Origin of the sequence: Rhodosalinus sp. 5P4, assembly GCF_041365695.1 — a bacterium.
Lineage (GTDB): Bacteria > Pseudomonadota > Alphaproteobacteria > Rhodobacterales > Rhodobacteraceae > Rhodosalinus.
The window spans coordinates 1-21,985 of sequence record NZ_JBGFSJ010000008.1 but is presented as its reverse complement, the minus strand read 5'-3'; the positions used below and the strand labels follow the sequence as shown (position 1 = coordinate 21,985).

General features: G+C 66.7%; 24 protein-coding genes and 1 pseudogene. 18 read left to right on the top strand and 7 right to left on the bottom strand.

The features are described 5' to 3' along the window. The first annotated feature begins 76 nt into the window (after positions 1 to 76). From AB6A69_RS14535 to dxs, 6 genes are read left to right on the top strand one after another with little or no spacing between them, the layout of a single operon-like run. Positions 77 to 589, top strand: coding sequence for a MarR family winged helix-turn-helix transcriptional regulator (locus AB6A69_RS14535; protein WP_371061304.1), 513 nt, complete (start codon positions 77 to 79; stop codon positions 587 to 589). Next, positions 589 to 1,302: a response regulator gene (locus AB6A69_RS14530; RefSeq protein WP_371038092.1), complete on the top strand. Its 714-nt coding sequence runs from the start codon at positions 589 to 591 to the stop codon at positions 1,300 to 1,302. Before AB6A69_RS14535 ends, AB6A69_RS14530 begins: the two co-directional genes overlap by 1 nt. A 51-nt stretch (positions 1,303 to 1,353) precedes the next feature. Next, positions 1,354 to 2,283 carry a histone deacetylase family protein gene (locus AB6A69_RS14525; protein WP_371061303.1) on the top strand — a complete coding sequence of 310 codons (930 nt, stop codon included), beginning with the start codon at positions 1,354 to 1,356 and terminating at the stop codon, positions 2,281 to 2,283. Further along, positions 2,280 to 2,525, top strand: coding sequence for an exodeoxyribonuclease VII small subunit (locus AB6A69_RS14520; protein WP_371055295.1), 246 nt, complete (start codon positions 2,280 to 2,282; stop codon positions 2,523 to 2,525). The genes AB6A69_RS14525 and AB6A69_RS14520 overlap by 4 nt, the downstream gene beginning before the upstream one ends. Continuing rightward, a complete protein-coding gene (locus AB6A69_RS14515) occupies positions 2,525 to 3,394 on the top strand; it encodes a polyprenyl synthetase family protein (protein ID WP_371038095.1) in 870 nt (289 codons plus the stop codon). The genes AB6A69_RS14520 and AB6A69_RS14515 overlap by 1 nt, the downstream gene beginning before the upstream one ends. Positions 3,395 to 3,421: 27 nt before the next feature. Next, a complete protein-coding gene (gene dxs / locus AB6A69_RS14510; protein ID WP_371061302.1) occupies positions 3,422 to 5,350 on the top strand; it encodes a 1-deoxy-D-xylulose-5-phosphate synthase in 1,929 nt (642 codons plus the stop codon). Positions 5,351 to 5,444: 94 nt separating this feature from the next. Here the strand turns inward: dxs and AB6A69_RS14505 are convergent, their stop codons facing one another. After that, positions 5,445 to 6,305, bottom strand: coding sequence for an SDR family oxidoreductase (locus tag AB6A69_RS14505; RefSeq protein ID WP_371061301.1), 861 nt, complete (start codon positions 6,303 to 6,305; stop codon positions 5,445 to 5,447). A gap of 108 nt (positions 6,306 to 6,413) precedes the next feature. Here AB6A69_RS14505 and paaA point away from each other — a divergent pair, with 108 nt between their 5' ends. The 5 genes from paaA to AB6A69_RS14480 all read left to right on the top strand — a co-directional run bounded on the left by paaA (position 6,414) and on the right by AB6A69_RS14480 (position 10,050). Next, positions 6,414 to 7,412 carry a 1,2-phenylacetyl-CoA epoxidase subunit PaaA gene (paaA, locus tag AB6A69_RS14500; RefSeq protein ID WP_371038098.1) on the top strand — a complete coding sequence of 333 codons (999 nt, stop codon included), beginning with the start codon at positions 6,414 to 6,416 and terminating at the stop codon, positions 7,410 to 7,412. 64 nt (positions 7,413 to 7,476) lie between these two features. After that, positions 7,477 to 7,761 (top strand): 1,2-phenylacetyl-CoA epoxidase subunit PaaB, encoded by a 285-nt coding sequence (paaB, locus tag AB6A69_RS14495; RefSeq protein ID WP_371061300.1) that lies wholly within the window; start codon positions 7,477 to 7,479, stop codon positions 7,759 to 7,761. Then, complete coding sequence (paaC, locus tag AB6A69_RS14490) at positions 7,761 to 8,498, top strand: 1,2-phenylacetyl-CoA epoxidase subunit PaaC (protein WP_371061299.1); 738 nt, start codon at positions 7,761 to 7,763, stop codon at positions 8,496 to 8,498. The genes paaB and paaC overlap by 1 nt, the downstream gene beginning before the upstream one ends. After that, complete coding sequence (gene paaD, locus AB6A69_RS14485) at positions 8,498 to 8,989, top strand: 1,2-phenylacetyl-CoA epoxidase subunit PaaD (RefSeq protein WP_371038101.1); 492 nt, start codon at positions 8,498 to 8,500, stop codon at positions 8,987 to 8,989. The genes paaC and paaD overlap by 1 nt, the downstream gene beginning before the upstream one ends. Positions 8,990 to 9,000: 11 nt before the next feature. Further along, on the top strand, positions 9,001 to 10,050 hold the full coding sequence (locus tag AB6A69_RS14480) for a 2Fe-2S iron-sulfur cluster-binding protein (RefSeq protein WP_371061298.1): 1,050 nt from the start codon (positions 9,001 to 9,003) through the stop codon (positions 10,048 to 10,050). A gap of 91 nt (positions 10,051 to 10,141) precedes the next feature. Here the strand turns inward: AB6A69_RS14480 and AB6A69_RS14475 are convergent, their stop codons facing one another. Both AB6A69_RS14475 and AB6A69_RS14470 read right to left on the bottom strand, forming a co-directional pair. Further along, the gene (locus AB6A69_RS14475; RefSeq protein ID WP_371061297.1) at positions 10,142 to 10,801 is read right to left on the bottom strand and encodes a hypothetical protein; all 660 of its coding nucleotides are present in this window, start codon (positions 10,799 to 10,801) and stop codon (positions 10,142 to 10,144) included. A gap of 3 nt (positions 10,802 to 10,804) precedes the next feature. Further along, entirely contained in the window at positions 10,805 to 12,205 is a 1,401-nt protein-coding gene (locus tag AB6A69_RS14470; protein WP_371061296.1) for a selenium-binding protein SBP56-related protein, read from the bottom strand. 304 nt (positions 12,206 to 12,509) lie between these two features. On the opposite strand from AB6A69_RS14470, the gene AB6A69_RS14465 reads away from it, so the two are divergent. The 7 genes from AB6A69_RS14465 (at position 12,510) to AB6A69_RS14435 (ending at position 17,922) form a co-directional block, all read left to right on the top strand. Further along, positions 12,510 to 13,835 carry a tyrosine-type recombinase/integrase gene (locus AB6A69_RS14465; RefSeq protein ID WP_371061295.1) on the top strand — a complete coding sequence of 442 codons (1,326 nt, stop codon included), beginning with the start codon at positions 12,510 to 12,512 and terminating at the stop codon, positions 13,833 to 13,835. Positions 13,836 to 14,544: 709 nt separating this feature from the next. Continuing rightward, entirely contained in the window at positions 14,545 to 14,817 is a 273-nt protein-coding gene (locus tag AB6A69_RS14460; protein WP_371061294.1) for a helix-turn-helix transcriptional regulator, read from the top strand. A 114-nt stretch (positions 14,818 to 14,931) separates the two neighbouring features. After that, positions 14,932 to 15,150 (top strand): hypothetical protein, encoded by a 219-nt coding sequence (locus AB6A69_RS14455; protein ID WP_371061293.1) that lies wholly within the window; start codon positions 14,932 to 14,934, stop codon positions 15,148 to 15,150. Between the two features lie 97 nt (positions 15,151 to 15,247). Continuing rightward, positions 15,248 to 15,616, top strand: coding sequence for a hypothetical protein (locus tag AB6A69_RS14450; RefSeq protein WP_371061292.1), 369 nt, complete (start codon positions 15,248 to 15,250; stop codon positions 15,614 to 15,616). Continuing rightward, positions 15,613 to 17,214, top strand: a complete 1,602-nt coding sequence (locus tag AB6A69_RS14445; RefSeq protein ID WP_371061291.1) for a DUF3631 domain-containing protein — start codon at positions 15,613 to 15,615, stop codon at positions 17,212 to 17,214. Before AB6A69_RS14450 ends, AB6A69_RS14445 begins: the two co-directional genes overlap by 4 nt. Next, positions 17,201 to 17,371: a hypothetical protein gene (locus tag AB6A69_RS14440; RefSeq protein ID WP_371061290.1), complete on the top strand. Its 171-nt coding sequence runs from the start codon at positions 17,201 to 17,203 to the stop codon at positions 17,369 to 17,371. The genes AB6A69_RS14445 and AB6A69_RS14440 overlap by 14 nt, the downstream gene beginning before the upstream one ends. Beyond that, positions 17,368 to 17,922, top strand: a complete 555-nt coding sequence (locus AB6A69_RS14435; protein ID WP_371061289.1) for a hypothetical protein — start codon at positions 17,368 to 17,370, stop codon at positions 17,920 to 17,922. The genes AB6A69_RS14440 and AB6A69_RS14435 overlap by 4 nt, the downstream gene beginning before the upstream one ends. 311 nt (positions 17,923 to 18,233) lie before the next feature. On the opposite strand, the gene AB6A69_RS14430 is transcribed toward AB6A69_RS14435, so the two are convergent. The 4 genes and pseudogenes from AB6A69_RS14430 to AB6A69_RS14415 all read right to left on the bottom strand — a co-directional run bounded on the left by AB6A69_RS14430 (position 18,234) and on the right by AB6A69_RS14415 (position 21,960). Beyond that, complete coding sequence (locus tag AB6A69_RS14430; protein ID WP_371061288.1) at positions 18,234 to 18,785, bottom strand: hypothetical protein; 552 nt, start codon at positions 18,783 to 18,785, stop codon at positions 18,234 to 18,236. Further along, complete coding sequence (locus tag AB6A69_RS14425) at positions 18,775 to 19,347, bottom strand: hypothetical protein (RefSeq protein ID WP_371061287.1); 573 nt, start codon at positions 19,345 to 19,347, stop codon at positions 18,775 to 18,777. The genes AB6A69_RS14430 and AB6A69_RS14425 overlap by 11 nt, the downstream gene beginning before the upstream one ends. A 10-nt stretch (positions 19,348 to 19,357) precedes the next feature. Further along, positions 19,358 to 20,650: pseudogene (gene rffA, locus AB6A69_RS14420) on the bottom strand (dTDP-4-amino-4,6-dideoxygalactose transaminase). Beyond that, positions 20,647 to 21,960 carry an IS1380 family transposase gene (locus tag AB6A69_RS14415; RefSeq protein WP_371061395.1) on the bottom strand — a complete coding sequence of 438 codons (1,314 nt, stop codon included), beginning with the start codon at positions 21,958 to 21,960 and terminating at the stop codon, positions 20,647 to 20,649. The pseudogene rffA and the gene AB6A69_RS14415 overlap by 4 nt, the downstream one beginning before the upstream one ends. Positions 21,961 to 21,985 lie beyond the last annotated feature (25 nt).

Genomic DNA, 21,985 nt, shown 5'->3' with positions numbered 1-21,985 from the left:
AGCCACCCCTTGGAATGTCAATAAGGCTGACGTAAGCTGCCATGGAAGACGGCCCCTTGCGAGCGGGGAGGGCGGCATGAACGACGGACGCGGCGGCGCGGGCCACGGCGGGGGGGAAACGCTCCTCTTCCTGACCGACGATCAACTCCGGCAGGGGATCGAGGCGATGTTCTTCGCCTATCGCGGCTTCACGGCCGACCCGGACCGGATACTCGCCGACTACGACTATGGCCGGGCGCATCACCGGGCGATGCATTTCATCGGCGTCGCGCCCGGAACGACCGTGAACAACCTGCTGGCCATTCTCGGCATCACCAAGCAATCGCTGAACCGCGTGCTCAGGCGGCTGATTTCCGACGGTCTCGTGCAAAGCCGCGTCGGCCGGTCCGACAAGCGCGAGCGTCACCTCTACCTGACGGACAAGGGCGCCGCGCTGGAGCGTGAGCTTTCCGACGCCCAGCGGGCGCGGATGCGCGCCGCCTATCGCGCCGCGGGCCCAGAGGCGGTGGCCGGTTTCCGTCAGGTGCTGGAGGCGATGATGGACCCCGAGATGCGGCGCCTTTATCACCGCCTGCGGGAGGGCCGCTGATGGGAGACGCCGCGCCGCATCTGCTGGTGGTGGATGACGACGAGCGCATCCGCGGCCTTTTGCAGAAGTTCCTCATCCGGCACGGGTTCCTCGTCACGGCGGCACGCGACGCGGCGCATGCGCGGCGGCTTCTTTCGGGGCTCGACTTCGATCTCGTGGTGCTGGACGTGATGATGCCTGGCGAGGACGGCGTCTCCTTCACCGCCTGGCTGCGCGAGAGCCGGGCGACCCCGGTGCTTCTGCTGACCGCCCTGGGCGAGACCGAGCACCGGATCGCCGGGCTCGAGGCCGGGGCGGACGACTACCTGTCCAAGCCGTTCGAGCCCAAGGAACTGCTCTTGCGGATCAACGCGATCCTGCGGCGCATGCCGGAAACGCCCGCCGATGTCGCGATGCCCAAGCTTCTGCAGCTGGGGCCGCTGCGCTACGACATCGAGCGCGGCGAACTCTGGCGCGGCGACGAACCGGTGCGCCTGACCGCGACCGAGGACCAGCTCATGCGGATCTTCGCCGCCGCGCCCGGCGAGCCCATCGGCCGCGCCCGCCTCGTGGAGGAACTTGGCCGCGTCGCGGGGCGCGACGGGGCGCAGGCGCAGGAACGCGCGGTGGACGTGCAGATCACGCGGCTGCGGCGCAAGCTGGAGGCCGACCCGAAACAGCCGCGCTACCTGCAGACCGTGCGCGGCTCGGGCTACATGCTCGCCCCCGACTGACCGGGCGCGGCCGGCTTGTGTCCGCCGGGCGGCTGGGGTTTAGATGCGCCCATGACAACCGCCCTTCTCACCCATGACGACGGTTTTCGTCACGTCACGCCGCCGGGCCACCCCGAACAGGTCGCCCGGCTGGAGCATGTGCTGCACGCCCTCGCACCGATGAGCGACCTGAAGCGCGTTTCGGCCCCGATGGCCAGCGAAAGCGACCTGCTGCGGCTTCACCCGCGCAGCTACCTCGACATGCTGCGATCCGCACTGCCCGAAGAAGGCTTCGCGCAGCTCGACGCCGACACGTTCCTGTCGCCCGGCTCGCTCGACGCGGCGTTCCGCGGCGCCGGCGCCGCGGTCAAGGCCGTGGACATGGTGGTCGCGGGCGAGGCCGGGAACGCGTTCTGCGCGATGCGTCCGCCGGGGCATCATGCCGAGACCGAGACGCCGATGGGGTTTTGCGTCTTCGGCAACGCGGCGCTCGCCGCGCGCCACGCCCTCGACCATCACGGGATGGAGCGTGTGGCGGTGGTGGATTTCGACGTGCATCACGGAAACGGCACGCAGGACCTTCTGTGGGACGAGCGGCGCGCCCTTTTCATATCGTCCCACCAGATGCCGCTCTGGCCCGGCACTGGCGCGCCGGACGAACGCGGCGCCTTCGACAACGTTGTGAACCTTCCGCTCGCGCCCGGAACGGGCGGCGCGGAGATGCGCGCGCTTTACGAGGCGCAGGTGTTCCCCCGGCTGCGCGCCTTCGCGCCGGAACTGGTCGTCGTCTCGGCCGGCTTCGACGCGCATGCCGCCGACCCGCTCGCCAATCTCGAATGGCGGACGGAGGATTTCGCCTGGGTGACGCGGGAACTCTGCGCGTTCGCGGCGGAGCTCTGCGGCGGGCGGCTCGTCTCGGTCATGGAGGGGGGCTACGATCTGGAAGCGCTGGCCGCGAGCGTGGCGGCGCATGTCACCGAACTGAGGGAGGCCGCGGCATGAGCGAGGAAACGCCCGTCGAGAAGATGAGTTTCGAGGAGGCCATGGCCGAACTCGAGAAGCTGGTGACCCAGCTCGAGCGTGGCGACGTCGCGCTCGAACAGTCGATCCGGCTCTACGAACGGGGCGCCGCGCTCAAGGCGCGCTGCGAGCAGAAGCTCAGGGAAGCCGAGGACAAGGTCGAGCAGATCCGCCTCGACGCCGAAGGCAAGCCCACCGGCACCGCGCCCGCCGACGGACTTTGATGTTCCGCGTCCGGCTGGAGGCCGCCGCCGCGGCGGTGGAAACGCATCTCGCCGCGGCGCTTGCGGGCTACGGCGATCTTCCGGTGGCGCGGGCCATGGCCTACGCGGCGGCGGGGGGCAAGCGGCTGCGGGGGTTCCTCGCGCTGGAGGGCGCGCGGCTTCACCGGGTGGAAGAGGCGCGCGCGCTCTGGCCCGCCGCCGCGATCGAGGCGGTCCACGCCTACAGCCTCGTGCACGACGACCTGCCCTGCATGGACGACGACGACCTGCGCCGCGGCCAGCCCACGGTGCATGTCAAATGGGACGAGGCGACGGCCGTGCTGGCAGGTGACGCGCTGCAAAGCGCGGCGTTCGAGATGGTCCTTCGCGAGGAGTGCCACCCGGACCCGGCGGTCCGCGCCGCGCTCGCCCTGACCCTCGCCCGCGCGGCAGGCGCGGCGGGCATGGTGCGCGGGCAGGCTCTCGACATCGCGGCGGAAAGCGCCGAGCGGCCGCTCGGACTTCGGGAGATCGAGGCGCTGCAGGCCGACAAGACCGGCGCGCTCTTCGGCTGGGCGGCCGAGGCCGGACCCCGCATGGCGGGCGCGGATGCCGCGCCGATGGCCGCCTATGCCCGCGCGCTGGGCCTGGCCTTCCAGATCGCCGACGACGTGCTCGACGTCGAGGGCGACGCGCGGAAGGCCGGAAAACGGCTTCAGAAGGACGCGGCGGCGGGCAAGGCGACCTTCGTGTCGCTCATGGGGCTCGCCCCCGCCAAGGCCCGCGCCGCCGCGCTTGCCGAAGAGGCGTGCGACGCCGTGGCGCCCTATGGCGCGGAGGCCCGAACCTTGCGGGAACTTGCGCGCTTCGTTATCTCCCGCGAAAGTTGACGGCCCGGCCGAGGAGGCCCGACACCCATGACGTCCGTTCCAGCTACCCCGATTCTCGATCGCGTCGAAAGCCCGGCAGACCTCAAGCGGTTCAGCGATGCCGAGCTGACCCGTCTCGCCCACGAACTGCGCGAGGAGACCATCGCGCAGGTCAGCCGGACGGGCGGCCATCTCGGCGCCGGGCTCGGCGTGGTGGAACTCACCGTCGCGCTGCACGCGATCTTCGACGCGCCGCGCGACAAGATCATCTGGGACGTCTCCCACCAGTCCTACCCGCACAAGATCCTGACGGGGCGGCGCGACCGGATGCGGACGATCCGCCAGAAGGGCGGGTTGTCGGGCTTCACCAAGCGCTCGGAAAGCCCCTACGATCCCTTCGGCGCGGCGCATTCCTCCACCTCGATCTCCGCCGCGCTTGGCTTCAAGGTGGCCGCCGATCTCGGTGGCGCGTGCCCGACCGGCCACGGCGACTCGATCGCCGTGATCGGCGACGGCGCGATGAGCGCGGGCATGGCCTATGAGGCGATGAACAACGCCGGCCATCTCGGCCGCCGTCTCATCGTCATCCTGAACGACAACGAGATGTCGATCGCGCCCCCCGTCGGCGCGATGTCGAGCTACCTCTCGCGGCTTTACGCCGAGGCGCCGTTCCAGGACCTGAAGGCGGCGGCCAAGGGGGCGGTGAGCCTCCTGCCCGAGCCGTTCCGCGAGGGCGCGAAGCGCGCCAAGGACCTGCTCAAGGGCATGGCGGTGGGCGGCACGCTCTTCGAGGCGCTGGGCTTTTCCTACATCGGGCCGATCGACGGGCACGACATGGACCAGCTCCTGCCCGTCCTGCGCACGGTGAAGGCGCGCGCCACCGGGCCAGTGCTTATCCACGCGATCACCCGCAAGGGCAAGGGCTATCACCCGGCCGAGACCGCGCCCGACAAGGGCCACGCGCGCGCGACCTTCGACGTGGTGACCGGCGAGCAGAAGAAGGCGCCCTCGAACGCGCCGTCCTACACCAAGGTCTTCGCGCGCGCGCTCATCGACGAGGCGGGCCGCGACCCGCGCATCTGCGCGGTGACCGCGGCGATGCCCGACGGCACCGGCCTCGACCTCTTCGGCGAGCGCTACCCCTCGCGCTGCTTCGACGTGGGCATCGCCGAGCAGCACGGTGTGACCTTCTGCGCGGGCCTCGCCGCCGGGGGCATGCGGCCCTTCGCGGCGATCTATTCGACCTTCCTGCAACGCGGCTACGACCAGGTGGTGCACGACGTGGCGATCCAGCGCCTGCCGGTGCGCTTCGCCATCGATCGCGCCGGGCTCGTGGGGGCGGACGGCGCGACCCATGCTGGCAGCTACGACATCGCCTATCTCGCCAATCTTCCGGGCTTCACCGTGATGGCGGCGGCCGACGAGGCGGAACTCGTGCACATGGTCGCGACGGCGGCCGCGCATGACGAGGGGCCCATCGCCTTCCGGTATCCGCGCGGCGAGGGCATGGGCGTGGAGATGCCCGAGCGCGGCGTGCCGCTGGAGATCGGCCGGGGCCGGATGATCCGCGAAGGCGGGCGCGTGGCGCTCCTGTCCTTCGGCGCGCGGCTCAAGGAGGTGCTGGAGGCCGCCGAGGCGCTGGAGGCGCGCGGCGTCGCGCCGACGGTCGCCGACGCGCGCTTCGCCAAGCCCCTCGACCGGGAGCTGATCCTGGCGCTTGCCCGCGGGCACGAGGCGCTCATCACCATCGAGGAAGGCGCCGTCGGCGGTTTCGGGTCCCACGTGGCGCAGCTTCTGGCCGAGGAAGGCGTCTTCGACACCGGCCTCAGGTTCCGCTCCATGGTGCTGCCCGACACTTTCATCGACCAGGCGAGCCCGCGCGAGATGTACGAGGTGGCGGGCATGAACGCGACCGACATCGAGGCAAAGGTGCTGGAGACCCTCGGCGTCGCACGGGTGGCCGGCCAACGCGCCTGAGGACAACGCCGGAGCGCGATGCACATCCCCACGGCCCTGCTTCGCCTCTGGCGGGCGTCCGGGCAAGAGGTTTGGAAACCTCTTGCCGCGCCGCTCAGTCGCCGTGCTCTGCGTCAAGCAGCGCGCGCAGCCCCGACCTGTAATCTGGATGAAGGAGCGACACGCCCAGATCCTCCTTGATGCGGTCGTTCCGGACGCGCTTCGAGTCGGAGTAGAAGCTTGCGGCCATGGGCGAAAGCTCGGCCTCCTCGAAGGGGATGGCGGGGGGAACCGGCAGGCCCAGCAGTTCGGCGGCATGTTCGATGACGTCCTGCGGCGGGGCCGGCAGGTCATCACAGACATTGTAGACCGCGCCGGGCGCCGGCCTCTGCATGGACGCGGCGAGGACCTGCGCGATGTCGTCGACGTGGATGCGGCTGAAGACCTGTCCGGGCTTCACGATCCGCCGCGCCGTCCCGGCGCGGAGCCGGTCGAGGGCGCTGCGGCCGGGGCCGTAGATGCCGGCCAGCCGGAAGACGTGGATCGGCAGGCCCGGGATCGCGCGCCATGCCGCCTCGGCCTCGGCGCGGCGGTGCCCGCGCTCGGTCGCGGGCGCGACCGGTGTCGTTTCGTCCACCCAGCCACCGTCCCGATCGCCGTAGACACCGGTCGTGGAGAGGTATCCCGCCCATTCGAGCCCCGGCGCCGCCTCGGCGATGGCCGCCCCGAGCGCCGAGAGCACCGGGTCGCCATCCGCGTCGGGCGAGACCGAGCTGAGAAGATGCGTGGCCTCGGCGAGCGCCGGGCCGAGGTCGTCGCCGGGCCACACGCGCGCGTCGATCCCGTCTTCGGCGAGGTCCCGCGCCTTGTCCGCGCTGCGCGTCGTCCCGATGATTCGCCAGCCGGCGCCGTGCAGCCGCCGTGCCAGGGCCTGCGCCGTGTAGCCGTGCCCGATGGAAAGAAGCGTTTTCTGCATGGCCACTTGATGGGCGCCGGATGGGCGCGATGCAAGTATTACAAAAATCTCTTGGGAGACGCGGTTTCGTAATATATACTGAAAGTGTTCATTTGGAGGAGGCGTGGCATGTACGCACAGGGTCTGATCGGCGCCGACGCGCGCACGGAGGAAAGCCCGGAATTCCTGGCGGCGTTCCAGAAACGGATCGACGCGGAAGAGAAGATCGAGCCCAACGACGCGATGCCCGAGGGCTACCGCAAGACGCTGGTCCGCCAGATCGGTCAGCACGCGCATTCCGAGATCGTCGGGATGCTGCCCGAGGGCAACTGGATCACGCGCGCGCCCTCGCTCAAGCGCAAGGCGGCGCTGCTGGCCAAGGTGCAGGACGAGGGCGGCCACGGGCTCTATCTCTACTCGGCGGCCGAGACGCTGGGCGTCTCGCGCGAGGAGATGACCGAGGAACTGCACTCCGGCAAGGCGAAGTATTCGTCGATCTTCAACTACCCAACGCTCACCTGGGCCGATATCGGCATCATCGGCTGGCTCGTGGACGGCGCGGCGATCATGAACCAGATCCCGCTCTGCCGCTGTTCCTACGGGCCCTACGCCCGCGCGATGATCCGCGTCTGCAAGGAAGAGAGCTTTCACCAGCGCCAGGGCTACGAGATCGTCATGACGCTGGCGCGGGGCACGCCTGCGCAGCGCGAGATGGTGCAGGAGGCACTGAATCGCTGGTGGTGGCCGGTTCTGATGATGTTCGGGCCTCATGACAGCGAGAGCCAGCACTCGGACCAGAACATGGCGTGGAAGATCAAGCGCTTCTCGAACGACGCGCTGCGCCAGAAGTTCGTGGACGCCACCGTGCCGCAGGGCGAGTACCTCGGCCTCACATTCCCGGACCCCGACCTGACGTGGAACGCGGAGAAGGGCGGCTACGATTTCGGAACCATCGACTGGGACGAGTTCTGGCGCGTGGTGAAGGGCGGCGGCGTGATGAACCGGGACCGCGTGAAGGCACGCAAGGCGGCCTGGGAGAACGGCGCCTGGGTCCGCGAGGCGGCGCTCGCCCATGCCGAGAAGCGGCGGCAGAGGGCGGCCGAGGCGGCCCCGATCGCGGCGGAGTGATGCGCTCGGGCGACGGGGCTGGCCCCCCGGGAGTATTTTCATCCAAGAAGAAGGAGTGGGCGCGATGAGCGGTGAAGTGCCTCTTTGGGAAGTGTTCATCCGGCCCCGCAACGGGCTTTCGCACAAGCATGTCGGCAGCCTTCACGCGACGGACGAGGTCATGGCGCTCGACGCCGCACGGGACGTCTACACGCGCCGCGGCGAGGGCACCTCGATCTGGGTGGTGCCGTCGAAGGCGATCACCGCCTCCGACCCGGATCGGGCGGCGGAGAATTTCGAGCCGACAGCGGGCAAGGTCTATCGCCACCCGACCTTCTACGACATCCCCGAAGACGTGGGGCACATGTGATGGCGCTGTTCGAGGCCCTGCTGGAGCTTGCCGACGATCACCTGGTGCTGGGCCACCGGGTGAGCGAGTGGTGCGGCCATGCGCCGATGCTGGAGGAGGACCTGGCGCTGCCCAACATGGCGCTCGATCTGATCGGCTCGGCGCGCTCGCTCTACACCTACGCGGGCGAGGTCGAGGGGGCGGGGCGCGACGAGGACGCGCTGGCCTATCTTCGCGACGAGACGGACTATCGCAACTGCCTGCTGGTGGAGCGTCCGAACGGCGACTTCGCCCAGACCATGCTGCGCCAGCTCTATTTCGCGGCCTTCATGGAGCCCTACTGGAAAGCCGCGCTGGAGAGCCCGGACGAGACCGTGCGGGGCATCGCCGGCAAGGCGGTGAAGGAGATGGCCTATCACATCCGTCATTCCGGCGAATGGGTGATCCGCCTCGGCGACGGCACGGAGGAGAGCGCGCGCCGCATGGCCGAGGCGGTCGAGGAGCTGCACCGCTACACCGACGAGCTCTTTCATACCTCCGAAGCCGCGAGCGGCGTGGCGGCGCTCCCTGACCGGGCTGCGATGCGCCCCGAATGGGATCGCGTGATCGGCGATATCTTCGCCGAGGCGAAGCTGACGATCCCGGAGGTGCGGTTCCCGCAGCAGGGCGGGCGCGAGATGCGCCATGGCGAGGCGCTGGGCCACATGCTGGCCGAGATGCAGGTCACGCATCGCGCGCATCCGGGGGCGGTCTGGTGATGGCCGAGGCGGCGACGATGGAAGAGGCCCGTGCCTGGGAGGCCGCGGCGGCCGTGCCCGACCCGGAGGTGCCCTGCGTCACGGTGGCCGATCTGGGTATCCTGCGCTGGGTCAGGATCGAGAACGGGGCCGCGGTGGCGGGTGTCACGCCCACCTATTCCGGCTGTCCCGCGACGCTCGCCATCGAGTTCGCGATCGAGCAGGCCCTGCGCGAGGCGGGGTTCGAGGCGCGGGTCGAGCGGGTGATGAGCCCGCCCTGGACCACCGACTGGATCACCGAGGAGGGGCGCGAGAAACTGCGCGATTACGGCATCGCGCCGCCCGTGGAAAGCGGCGGCAAGGCCACGCTTTTCGGCGCGCCCACGGTCGCCTGTCCGCGCTGCGGCGCCACGGACACCGAGCGGCTGTCGGAGTTCGGCTCCACCCCCTGCAAGGCGCATTACCGCTGCCGGTCCTGCGCCGAGCCCTTCGACTATTTCAAGTGCCTCTGAGGAGGAGCCCGATGTTTCACGAACTGACCATCGCCGAGGTGCGGCACGAGACCCCCGACAGCGTCGCGCTGAGCTTCGCGGTGCCCGACGAGCTGAAGGACATCTTCGCCTGGCAGCCGGGGCAGTACCTGACCCTGCGCGCGGAGGTCGAGGGTCGGGACGAGCGCCGGTCCTATTCCATCGCGTCGGCGCCCGGGGCGCCGCTTACCGTCGGCGTGAAGCATGTCGAGGGCGGGGTCTTCTCCACCTTCTGCCAGGATCTCGCGCCGGGTCAGCCCATCCGCGTGATGCCGCCCGAGGGGCGTTTCGTGACCCGGGACGAAGCCAGCGTGGTACTGATCGCCGCGGGCTCCGGCGTGACCCCGATGGTATCCATCGCGGCCGAGCGGCTGGCGGCCGGCGCCGAGGTGACCCTGATCTACGGCAACCGCGACACGGCGCACATCATGTTCCGCGATGCGCTCGAGGCGCTCAAGGACCGTTACGTGGACCGTTTCACGCTGATCCATGTGCTCTCCCGCGAGCCGCAGGACGTGGAGCTTCTGAACGGGCGCGTGACGGGGGAGCGCGTCACCCGCCTTGCCAACGCGGGGGCCGTGGACATCGACGGGGCCGACGGGATCTTTCTTTGCGGGCCGGGCGGCATGATCGACGACGTGTCCGAGGCGCTGACCGCCCGCGGCGTGCCCGCGGAGCGCATCCATTTCGAGCGTTTCTTCACCGAGGGCGAAGGGCCACGGCCCACTCGCTCGGAGGCCGCACAGGCCGCGGCCGAGAAGGGCGTTCAGGTCGAGGTCGTGCTCGACGGCGCCCGGCGGCTTTTCAGCGTGGACGCCGAGGACGACACCGTGCTCGAGGCGGCGGAGCGGCAGGGGCTGGAACTGCCCTATTCCTGCCGGGGGGGCATGTGCTGCACCTGCCGGTGCAAGGTCGAGGAGGGCAGCGCCGAGATGGCCGTGAACTACTCGCTCGAGCCATGGGAGATCGAGGCCGGCTTCGTCCTGGCCTGCCAGTCGCGCCCGACCTCCGACAAGCTGGTCCTCGACTTCGACGCGGCGTGACGCACGCCCGGCGCGCGGGTCCGCCCGCGCGCCCCGCGCACAGGCCCCGGCCATGCCGGGGTGCCGCCTGCCCGACCGGGGCCGGGCAGCCCTAGTGCGCGACGGCCAGCGATATCGTTCCCACCATGAGCAGGCTCGACGCCCAGACCATGTCCAGGTTGAACCAGCTTCTGGACAGGAAGCGCAATCCGAGCCAGCGGTGGACGCCGACGGCAAGCAGCCCGCCCGAAAGCGTCATGGCCATCGTGTGCGCTGCCGCGACGAGCACCGCGAGACCGGCATTGCCCGCCATGAGGTCCGACGCGGCGGCGTGGCCGGCATCCGTTTCCACCGTGCGGCAGATCCCTAGGTAGATCGGCACCAGCATGAGGCCCGCGCCATGCGCCATGGCCGACAGGAATGACCAGAGCGCCAGCCGCGACGGCGGCACGCGGGCGAGAAAGCGCGGATGCCTGCGATTGACGAGCAGGTAGATCCCCAGCCCGATCAGAAGGCAGGCGGCGCCGATCTGTATCTCCCGTTGCCATTCCGCGAGGAACAGAAGCGCCGTGAAGGGAAAAAGGATCGCCGCCATGGCGACCAGGTGCCCTGCCGCGAGCGCCGTCAACGCCCGGTAGAGGCTGCCGCGCGACCGCTCCATCAGGGCGGCGGACACGGCCAGGGGCCACCCCATGCCCGGGTTGACCCCGTGGTAGACGCCGGACGCGACAACGGCCCACCAAAGGGCCGTTGCTGTATCGAGGCCGTCCACGCCTCAGACGGAGGGGTAGCAGAAACTGTCGGTCGAACAGTCGCCGCCTTCGAGCCTGATCTGATGGCTGCGGTACCCCTTGGGAAACGCGATGTAGAACGCCTCGTCGAGCTCCAGCCCGCCCTGCTCGCCGACATTCGCCATCACCATCTGGCCGCCCTCGTCGTCGGGATAGAACTGGTCGTCCCAGGTCGAGTAGAGCGAGTTGGTCCAGTAGACGCGCTTTCCGTCGCGGCTGATCTCCACCATCTGCGGGCCGTAGGCGAAGGGTTTGCCGTTGGGATGCTTCGTGCCCCGGGCGATGCCGCCGATCTCGACCTTGCCGGCAAGCGTGGGGTTCATCGGATCCGAGACATCGTACTGGTGCATCTCGCCAAGGCCCCAGCAGGCGACGTAGAGGTACTTGTCGTCGAGGCTGAGATCGATGTCGGTGACAAGCGGAGGGACCGCTTCGAACCCCTTCAGCAGCGGCGGCAGGTTCTCGGGTTTCTCGGGGCGCGGGTCGATTGTGAGCGTCTTTTTCGCCTCGAAGGTCCCGTCCTCCTTCTGCCACCAGGTGAAGATCGCGCCCTGCAGGTTCGTGGTGTCCACCACCACGCCGCAGAAGCCGTAATCCTTGGCCGGGTCATGCGCGGGTCGGATTTCCAGCGCCATCTGGTGATTCTCGCCAAGGTCGATGGTCTGGACGTTGCGGCGCTCGCGCAGGTTCCAGAAATGGATCGAATGCCCGTACTTGTTGGACAGCAGGTCCTCGGCCACGAGGCCGTTCTCGAATTGCGGCGGCAGGCCCCATTCGGAGCTGACCATGTAATCGCGCGGCAGGTTCCACCAGAAATCGTAATGCTTCTCCTGCTTGCCACGGTCCATCTCGTAGCGGCCGAGGATCTCGAAACTCTCGCAATCCATGATGAAGATGCCGGGGGGGCCGTCCGTGCCGTCCTCCCCGCCGCCGCCGAGCGTCGAGACGTAGATGCCTTCGGGGCCGCAATGGATGGTGTGGGGCCGCGAATAGCCGGTTTTGGCGAACACCTCCTCGGGCTCGATGATCTTGTGGATCTTCGCCTCTCTCGGCTCCTTCACGTCGATGACGTAGATCCGCGAAGAGCGGATGCCGGGAATGATCAGATAGCGCCGCTCGAGAAAGGCATGGCCCGTCAGGGGCGACAGTGCCGAGGAACACGCGTTCCAGCCGAAATGGTGAAACTCGTCGCCCTTGTTCGGCATGATGAGCTGGTGGACGATCTGGCCGTAGCTGTCGGACGTCGGGTCGACGTCGATCACCGCCAGCCCGTCCGGCTGCGAGCCGTCCGGGCTCAGCATGAGCGTGAAGGCGAGCGTCTCCGCCGGCGCCTCCATGGCGAGTTTCGGGGTCGCGTGGAATGTCGGATCGGGTCTCAGGTTCATCTTCGGCTCCTCCCAGGTCTCGAGCGCCCCCGCGCGATTTGGATCTTTTCAGGGCGCTCTCGGGAAACTCTGCCACATCTCGCACGGAGTCGGGGCATGGAATCTGCCACGGGCGGTTATCTGCGATCCGGCGATAAAGGGGGTTTTGGCGACCCCGGCAGACGCCATTGCAAAATCTGGGATGTTCCGAGGATTGCCCAGGATGTATTGAAAACTTGGGGCCTTAGCCCCTTCCATTGCGCGAGGCGTTCCGCCATATTCCTTCACAATCCGCGCTTAGGTGGGGGATGTAATGGGGGACAAGATGTCGCGAGAGAACTGCCGAAAGCCCGAGCGGGCCCTGTCGGCTCGCTTTGTCGAGACGGTGACGAAGCCGGGCAAGTATTTCGACGGGCAGGGCCTGTTCCTGCGCGTGGCGAAGAACGGCGCGAAGCAATGGGTGCAGCGCATCACGATTCGCGGCAAGCGGTGTGAACTCGGGCTGGGCAGCCCGCCCGCAGTGTCTCTGGCGACCGCGCGGAAGCTGGCGCTTGAATACCGGGGCAAGGCCATGCTCGGCGGCGACCCGCTGGCCGAGAAGCGCGAGGGCCGTGCCGGGCTGACCTTCGCGGACGCCGTGGAGAGATACGCCGCCGCGAAGCTTGACGAATTCCGCAACCCCAAAGACCGGAAGCGATGGCGAACCGTTTTTGAGACCTACGCTCTTCGTACGCTCGGGCGAAAGGATGTGGCCGACATAACGGTGCAGGACGTGCTGCGCGTTCTTGAACCCATCTGGCACGACAAGACAGAGACGGCGAAGCGGCTGCGCGGGCGGATTGAAAACGTCCTCTCCTGGGCGACCGTGGCCGGACACCGGACGGGCGATAATCCCGCCCGATGGAAGGGGAACCTGTCGGAAATCCTGCCCAAGCCGTCCAAGGTCGCGAAGGGCGACAATTACCCGGCCCTTGCGCTGGGCGACGTGGCCGATTGGTGGGCCGCTCTTGCCCAGCGCGACGGCATGGCCGCGAAGGCGCTGCAATTCCTCACGCTAACCGCCGCACGTTCGGGCGAGGTGCGCGGCATGACCTGGGATGAAATCGACCTTGGGGACCGGGGCGAAACCGACAAGACACCCGTTGCGACACTTGCGACTTCTGCGACACGGCGGGCCGTCTGGACCGTTCCGGCTTCGCGGATGAAGAACGGGCGCGAGCATCGCGTGCCGCTTACCGCCGAGGCCGTCGCGCTTCTCGAAAGCCTGCCCCGGATGGAGGGCAGCCCTTACGTTTTCTTCGCCCCGCGCGGGGGGATGCTGTCGGACATGTCCGTTTCGGCCGTCATGCGGCGGATGCAGGAGGCCGAGGTGAAGGCGGGCCGTCCGGGCTATCTCGACCCGCGCACGAAGCGCCCCGCCGTGCCTCACGGGCTGCGCTCGACCTTCCGGCAATGGGCGGCGGAGCGGGGCTATCCGCGCGACATGTCGGAAATCGCGCTGGCGCACTGGATCGGCTCGGAGGTGGAGCGATCTTATCAGCGTTCCGACATGTTCGACCGGCGGTGGGCCATGATGGCGGAATGGGCGGCTTTCCTTCGCTGTGAGACGGTGCAGGGCTGCAACGTGGTGAAGCTGGGGGCGGCGGAGTGAAGCGTAGCAGCGAAATCGACCGTGCACTTGATAGTGCCAAGGCATTCTTCGACATATCTCCGGGCGAGCCATTAGCCCCTCGCGACAAGGTTCTGATACGAGAGCTCATACATGCGCAGGAAATTCTATTGACGCCAGATGGAACAGACTTGTCTTTCGACTACCTTCCAGAGGTTTATGAGCGGACGCTCGCAAGCTTGATTTCCGGTCGGCTTATCGCTGTTACTCTCCAAGACGACGCAATCATCCCGGCACAAGAGTGGAACGTGTATCGCCATGTCGGGGAGGATGCCTTCCATTCTGGGTTCTGGACGGGTGAGCTCTCGTTCCTGCACCACGATCCACCGTTCCGAGACAAAACACCAGTAGTCGACCGGAGTGCGGCGACAGATTGGATTTCCTGGCAATCGAGCTGTCCTCGCAAGGGCGGGCGTCCGCGCGTCGCGGGTGTCGCGGAGGCATATTGGAGGATTTACCCAGATGGCCACAAAGCAATTGGTGTCCAGTGGGAGGTCGCGCGTCGGCGTGTGAGCGAGGAAATCGGGGAAGACATATCAGAATCTCTTCTCAAACGGCGCGTCCGCCAAGAAAGATAGGTCAAAACCCCATGGCAAAACTCGCTTTCGGTTTTGCCAACTCTTCCAGTCTTGCTGCGTCGCCAAATCCGCCCTTTCGTCTTGGTCACTATCGGAATTGAAGGGAGCCGAGAATGACCGAGACTATGCGTACTCTGCTTGCAGCTAAGCAGGAGCGTCTACTCCGTCGACCCGAGGTGGAAGCCCGCACCGGTCTTTCGCGCAGTACGCTTTACGATTGGATGAAGCGCGGTGAATTTCCGCAGCCAGTGAAGTTGGGCGCGCGCATTGTCGCCTGGCGCGAAAGCGACGTGAGCGAGTGGATGGAGAGCCGTGAGACGCGGGGGGACGGCATGAGCGCCCCCAAGGAACTCCACCACGACAAAGGCACAACTCGCGAAAATTGACACCCCGCCGCGGTGGAGCGCGACGGGGCAGAGGGCAGTTCAAGAAAGCGTCTGGTGAGACGGTTTCATTGTACCCCACGCGCTCGGCCTCGGCAATCACGAGGAAGAGCAGAAATGGCAAAAATCCTTGAACTACACCGCGAGCGTCGCCTGCCGGGTGGGCATTTGCTCGAGTTCGCAGAGAACGGCGACGGCGGCGTGACTCTGATAATCTGGCAGGACGAGCACCGCGACGACGGCCTCGTGTTCGAGGTGCCGGACTGGCAAGCGGCGCTTCGCGCCGCCCGTGACGTGGAGCGCTACTGCGCGGAGCAATACGGGGGCCAGCCATGACCGCGCAGAGACTCCGCATCCGCCTTCTCATGCGTCTGCACGGGCTGACAGAGGCGCAGGCGAATGCGCTGGCTGCGCTCATCTGGGGAGGGCCGGCATGAGCACAGAAACTCGATCCCTCGACTCCGCCATCGGCGAGGCGCTCCGGGCGCACCCGTGCCCGGACTCATGGGCAGAATTGGGCGCGGCACTCACGTCCCGCCTCGAGCCCGATGAGCACGCGGCCCTCGCCTGGGCCGCGCTCCGCTCGCTGCCGGAGGATGTGGCCGTCAGCGTGGTCGGTATCGCACTACCGGCCGCCGGGCCGCCCCTGCCGCCGTGGAGCGATCCGCGGGAGGATGCGGATTTTTGGGCGCGCCTCGCCTCTCGGGACGAGCGCCGCGCCTACGCGACTGCGGCCTTCCGCACGCTCGAGCCGGGCGACCGTCGCGCATTCGCCAAGTGGGCAGGGAGGGCCGCCCGATGAGTGACATTCAAGATGACCCCTTCGCGCTCGGCGCGGGCGGCCAGGTCGACCTTCCGAATGGGAGCGATACGGACGCGAAGGCCGTGCGCGGCCGGGTCGCCGAGCTCGCGGACCTTGACCCGCTCGACTACGAGGTGCAGCGCGAGGCCGAGGCCCGTGCGCTCGGGATCCGCGTCTCGGTGCTCGACCGGATGGTGCGCGAGGCGCGCCCTCGCCAGGCCCTTGATGACGAGCCGCCTGAGCTCATTGAGGAGCACCTCGAGCCCTGGCCCGACGAGGTGGTCGGCGCCTCGCTCGCCGAAGAGATACGCGAGCGCCTGACCGCGCACGTCGCCTTCGCCTCGCACCACGACGCGACCGCCGCGGCGTTATGGATTCTCGGCACCTACCTCATGGACGTCTGGCGCGTCTGGCCGCGCATCATGGTCACGAGCCCGGAAAAAGGCTGCGGGAAGTCAACGCTCTGCGAAGTCATCGAGGCGATGGCGCACCGCGGCCTCTACCTATCGAGCTGTTCGGCCGCGGGCGTCTTTCGCGCCATCGAGACATGGAAGCCGACGCTGGTTCTCGACGAGGCCGACACCTGGATGACGGACAACCCCGAGCTGACGGGCATCCTGAACTCGGGCCACACCCGGCGGCAGGCCAAGGTTATCCGCGTCGAGGAGATAGACGGCGAGCGCAAGCCGGTCGCCTTCTCGACCTGGACGCCGATGGTCATCTCGGGCATCGGCGGGCAGCGCGACACGCTCGAGAGCCGGAGCATCATCATCTCCCTGCGGCGGAGGCTGAGCGGCGAAGCCGTTGAGCGGATGCCCAAAGACCTTCACGCGGAGATGTTGCGGATGCGCCGGCAAGCCCTGCGCTGGGCGCGGGACAACGCGCGGCGCATCGAGGCTGACGACGCCGAGCCACCGGAGAGCGGCGACGACCGCCGGCGCGACAACTTCACGCCGCTCTGGCGCATCGCCGGCGCCCTCGGCGAGCCCTGGCCGGAACGGCTTGCGGCAGGATACCATGCGCGCTCAGAGGCCGCCGGGGACGACGACGAGACGGCGCCGGCGGCTGTCATGCTCCTGCGCGACCTCTGGTATCTTTTCGGGCGGGACGGCGAGGACCGGCTCGGGCGCACCTACGTGCTCGGCGAGATCCGCGCCATGGAGGACCGGCCCTGGGCGGAGTGGCGGCACGGGAAGCCTGCCACGGCGCATACGTTGACGAAGCTCCTGAAGCCCTACGGCGTCCAGGCGCGGAAGGTGCGCTTCCGAGGAGGCGAGGTGCAGGGCTATCTCCGCGATCAGGTGGAGGACGCCTTCCGTCGCTATGCCTCCGCGCCCACCCCCGAAAATTTTGCCACATTGCCACAAGCCAATGAAAACAATGAGTTAGGCGAAAAATTTTCTGCCACGGGCATAGACGAAAAACACGGTTTTTCCACGTCTAAGCCACGGAAAAATAAGGGAAATGGCAATGTGGCAGAAAATTCGCCCCCGGTGGCCGGGGAAGGGGCGCGGCGGCGGTGCCTGAGCGTAGGTGGTCGGCCGCTCAATGGCTATGGCGGCCTTTCGACGGGAGGCGACCCCGATGAGTTCGCCTGACCCGCTCGTCCGTCTGACCTACGCCCGTCTCGAGGACCCGGACGGCATCGCCCGCACGCCCGAGGCCATCGAGGCTGTTTGGGACGAAGTCGAGGCGCGCACGGCGTTGGTGCGGCGTCTCGAAGGGCTGGATGAACCCGGAAGGAGAATGACATGACGAAGGAATTGAGCAGAGCGCCAGATGCGAGTGCGCCCGAGATTGAGAGCCGCGAGACGCCACAGGCGAGCCTGGAATGGGCGGATGACGGCGCCCTCAACGTTCGGGTCTCCGGAGACTTCGATGGCCTCGAGGCGGCTTGCAAAAATCGGGCGGTGATGACCGGGCTTGTCGAGCAGGCCGCAGCGCTGGGCTCGCATGGCAAGCAGATTGACGAGAAGGCCACCAACTTCGCGCTGGGCTACCTCGACGCGATGCAGCCCGAGGACCCGGCGGAGGCGATGCTGCTGACGCAGATGGCGGCGACGCACCAACTCATGATGGCGCTGTCGCGGCGCATGAACCACTGCGAGACCATCCCGCAACAGGACTCCATTGAGAGGGCTCTCAGCAAGGCCGCGCGAACCTTCGCGGTCCAGATGGACACGCTGAAGCGCTACCGCGCCAAGGCACAACAGGTCGTGCGCGTCGAGCGCGTCACGGTGGAGGATGGCGGGCAGGCGATTGTGGGAGCGGTCCAGACCGGGGGTGGGGGGCATGAAGAAAAGTGACGGCGACCCCATGCACGCGGCGAATGCTGCACCCCGGTGCACCGCCCGGTCCAAGCGCAGTGGGAAGCCTTGTCGTGCCCCTGCCGTTCGCGGCTGGACCGTCTGCCGGATGCATGGCGCGCGCGGCGGGGCTCGACCGGGACCGGCGAACTCGAACTGGAAGCACGGCGCGCGGAGCGGGGAAGCCGTTGCGCTGCGCAAGCTGGTTAATGCCTTGGGACGCGAGGCGCGGAAGTTGAAGGGTTAGCTGGGAAGTCCGAGGCGCGAGTCATGCTTCGCTACAGACTTCTCATGAAGCAGAGTCGTTGCCGTCATGTTACTTTGAACGCATGAATTGGTTGGGGCAGGTCAATCGCCATTCCAACAGCTGCCTTCTGTTGCCAAAGGCGCTCTTGCTCAATCATGCAGTTTGCGAAGGCTTCGGTGCCGAACTCCAGGCCGTATCCCTGACAATTCGCCCTGAAGGAATCCGACATCTCTCCGGCGCGGAAAAACATCTCTCCGGGTCCGAAGTCGAAAGGATAAAGGAGGCCGGGCTTGTACAGGAGCCACCGCACGACGTACCGCGCGTTCAGCGGATTACCTCGCACAAGCTCAGGATAGATGACGATTGAGTCCGCGGAAAGATCCCGTCGACGCGCGACTGGTGTGTTCAGCATGGGGTTTGTGACCAGCGGCTCCGGGCGCAACCAGTTGCGCAGGCGCTGACGTCGACCCGGCTTGTAGATCGGCGCGGCCTTCCACGGGAAAGCACGTTCCCCCATCCGGTTCAGCTCATGCACAAGATTGTGCATGAAAATGACACCGCCGTTATTCTCGTTCCACGAGAATGTGTACACAATATAATTGTTGCTACCGGCCAAGCTGAGCCTCTTTGGCCAAATATTCACGTTCTAGCTCAAGCAGATCGCGTTTTCGCTCGCGGAGCTTTCGTGCCGGGTTGCCGACATATATGGACCACGCATCTGTAGATAGCAGAACAAGCGACATGGCACCCACGGCCGTCCCCTCTGCTACAATTACACCGGGGCAGATTACGCTGTCTGTCCCCACGATCACATGACGTCCGACTTCAACCTTGGCAAACTTCTCAGCTTTCCACTCTTTGGGAACCGTCGGGTTAGTCATGGTTCGCCCACTGTAATCATCAGACTGCGCAAATATTTTTGCGCCATACGCTAAGCCCGAAAAATCCCCGAAGGAAACTCCTGGCTCGCCACCAGCAACTAAACAAAATGGCGCTAAATGAACGTTTCTCCCTATTTCAACCTTACCCGATACGACGCAGAAATCGTCGATCCGGCTATTGTCGCCAATCCGCATCTTATCGGCACCGTAAATGGCGGCCTTGTCGCTGATCTTCACGTTCCTGCCGAGTGCGGCAAAGCCCATTGCGCGCAACGCGTCGTCCGAAAGGTACGCCATGACCCTGACCTCAGGAATTCGCGCCCAACCAGGCGCTGGTAACGTCGATTACGCGGCCGATCTCGTCGCCCAGCGTGACATAGAGCGGGAGGCGGATTAGGCGGGCGTAGGTGGAGTCGGTTACCGCCAAATCACCCTCGGCGCGGCCAAACCTTCGGCCCCCTGGCGCGCTGTGTAGGGGAACATAATGGAACGGCGCGATGATCCCGGCCTCGCGCAGATGCGCGATCAGCGCATCGCGGTCGTCGATATCCCGCATCATGAGATAGAACATGTGCCCGTTGCCGGTCACCTCGCCCGAGTACCACGGCAGCGCAACCCGCTCGCGCTGTTCTAGGTCAGCGAAAGCTGCTGCATAGCGGTCGAAAAGCGAAAGACGGGTTTCACGGATCAGTTTTTCCTGCTCGAGTTGCGCGAAGAGGAACGCCTCCACCAGTTCCCCGGGCAGGAAGGACGAACCGATATCCACCCAGGTGTACTTGTTCACCTGCCCACGCAGGAAGCGCGACCGGTTCGTGCCCTTCTCGCGGATGATCTCGGCGCGTTCGGTCAGATCCTGCACGTTGACGGTCAGGGCGCCGCCTTCGCCGCTGATGATGTTCTTGGTCTCGTGAAAGCTAAGGCGGCCATGTCGCCGAGGCTGCCGGCCGGGCGCCCCTTGTAGGTCGAGCCCAGGGCTTGCGCTGCATCCTCGACGACCCTCAGGCCACGCCCCCGCGCGATTTCGTTCAAGCGGTCCATGTCGGCGGGGAAGCCGGCATAGTGGACCGCGAAAATGGCGCGGGTCAATGTCCACGAACACCGGGGTCGCGCCGCGCAGGGCGACAGCATTCGCGGTCGACACGAAGGTGAACGAGGGCATGATCACCTCATCCCCTGGCTTCAGGTCGCAGAGGATCGCCGCCATCTCCAGCGCAGCCGTGCAGGAGTGGGTGAGCAATGCGACGTCGGAACCGGTCAGTTCGGCAATGCGGGCGTTGCACTGCTTTGTGAAATTCCCGTCGCCTGACAACTGACCACGCTCGAGCGCCTCTTCGATACAGTGAAATTCTCGCCCAACGATCGACGGCTTGTTGAACCGATATTCCCCAAGTGGCGTGCCGTCTGACGTCAAGGTCGCCTGATTTTGCCCTTTGATCAAGCGTTTTTCGCCCTGAGCGCCGTGTGCAGTCGCGCAGACAGCTGGAACCGGGTGGATCGGGCCACGAATCCGCAGCGTGTTTGCCTGGCGGCGTCGGTTTTCAGCGCAGCGGACAGACCTGTCCAGCCGCTTTCGTTCAGTTTGAGCGTGGATCGCGGTCATGCGCATGACGGTGGCGCTCGCAGTCGGTGGATGGCGGCCAGGATGGCGCGCACCATCGGACCGGAGACCGCGGCCTCGGAGAGTTGGAAGGTGATCGCCCGGGCATGGCGCACAACGCGGGCCCCTGTCTTGATCAGCTTGAGTTGCAGGCTGGTGAGCGACCAGTCGGCCATCTCCTCGGGCAGCGCGACGGCGCGCAGGAAGGTGGCCAGGTTGTAGGCCAGGGCGTGCAACTGCAGCCGCACCTCGTTGTCGCCGAACCTTCGGCATGACAGCCGCGTCCAGTTGAAGGCGTATTTGCCTTCCTTGATGTGCTGCTCGGCGGTGCCGCGCTGGTTATAGAACCGCACCACCCAGTCTGGCTCCATCGGCAGATTGGTGACGATGAAGCCAACACGCGGGAACAGCTCGCCCGGATGCCATTCGATCTTGGCAATGACACTACGAGGCTTGTCCCAGCTCTGCGCCTGATACTGGAAGTCCTCGTAAAACCGCTTCACCTTGGTCTTTGACGGCCGCCCGACGGGCCGGGTCAACTGATGCGCGATCTTCTCGCGCAGGACGGCATTCGTGGGTAGCCGGATGGCGTAGAAATAGTCCGCCTCTTCAAGGCGCTCATATAGGTCCGGGGTCGCATAGGCGGCATCGGCTCGGAAGAACTTCATGATGTCGCGCTCGGCATACCGGGCGATGACGGGGTCGAGGACGTCGCGCCAACCATCGGCGCTGTGGACGTTGCCAGGCCGCAGGGCGCAGCGTTCCAGCGTGCCGAACTGGTTGAACAAGAAGTTGGGATGATAACAGGTGCAGTCGAAATGCCCATTCCAGGCGGCACCTTCCTGATCGCCATGGGTCGGGCTGACCGAGCTGTCCATGTCCAGCACGATATACTTCAACACGTTGCGGTCATGAAACCGGTCGATCCATTGGCCGTTCAGCTCGGCCAGCGCCGTCCGGTTCTCGGGCAAGGCAAGTGTCTCGGTCTCAAACCGACCCATTTGGGAAGCCGAAGCTGCTTGCGCGTCGACAGCCCTGCTGCCGACAACCTGACGCATGACCGGGTCGGTGGCCAGGCGGTCAGCATCGTTCACATCCTCGTATCCGGCCAACCGCCCGAACACCGATTGCCGGAACAGCCCGTCGAGCCGGTGGACCGCATTCTTGCCGCGACGGGTATCGCGCAGCGCCGCTGACGCCAGATCGGACAGCCCAAGCGTGTCATCCAGCTCGCGCATCACCAGCAGACCGCCGTCCGAACTGGCCTGCCCCCTGAAAAGTGGTCCTCCCTGAAGTAGGCTTTCGAGCCAGATGGAGGACGAAGGAATGCCCCAGAAG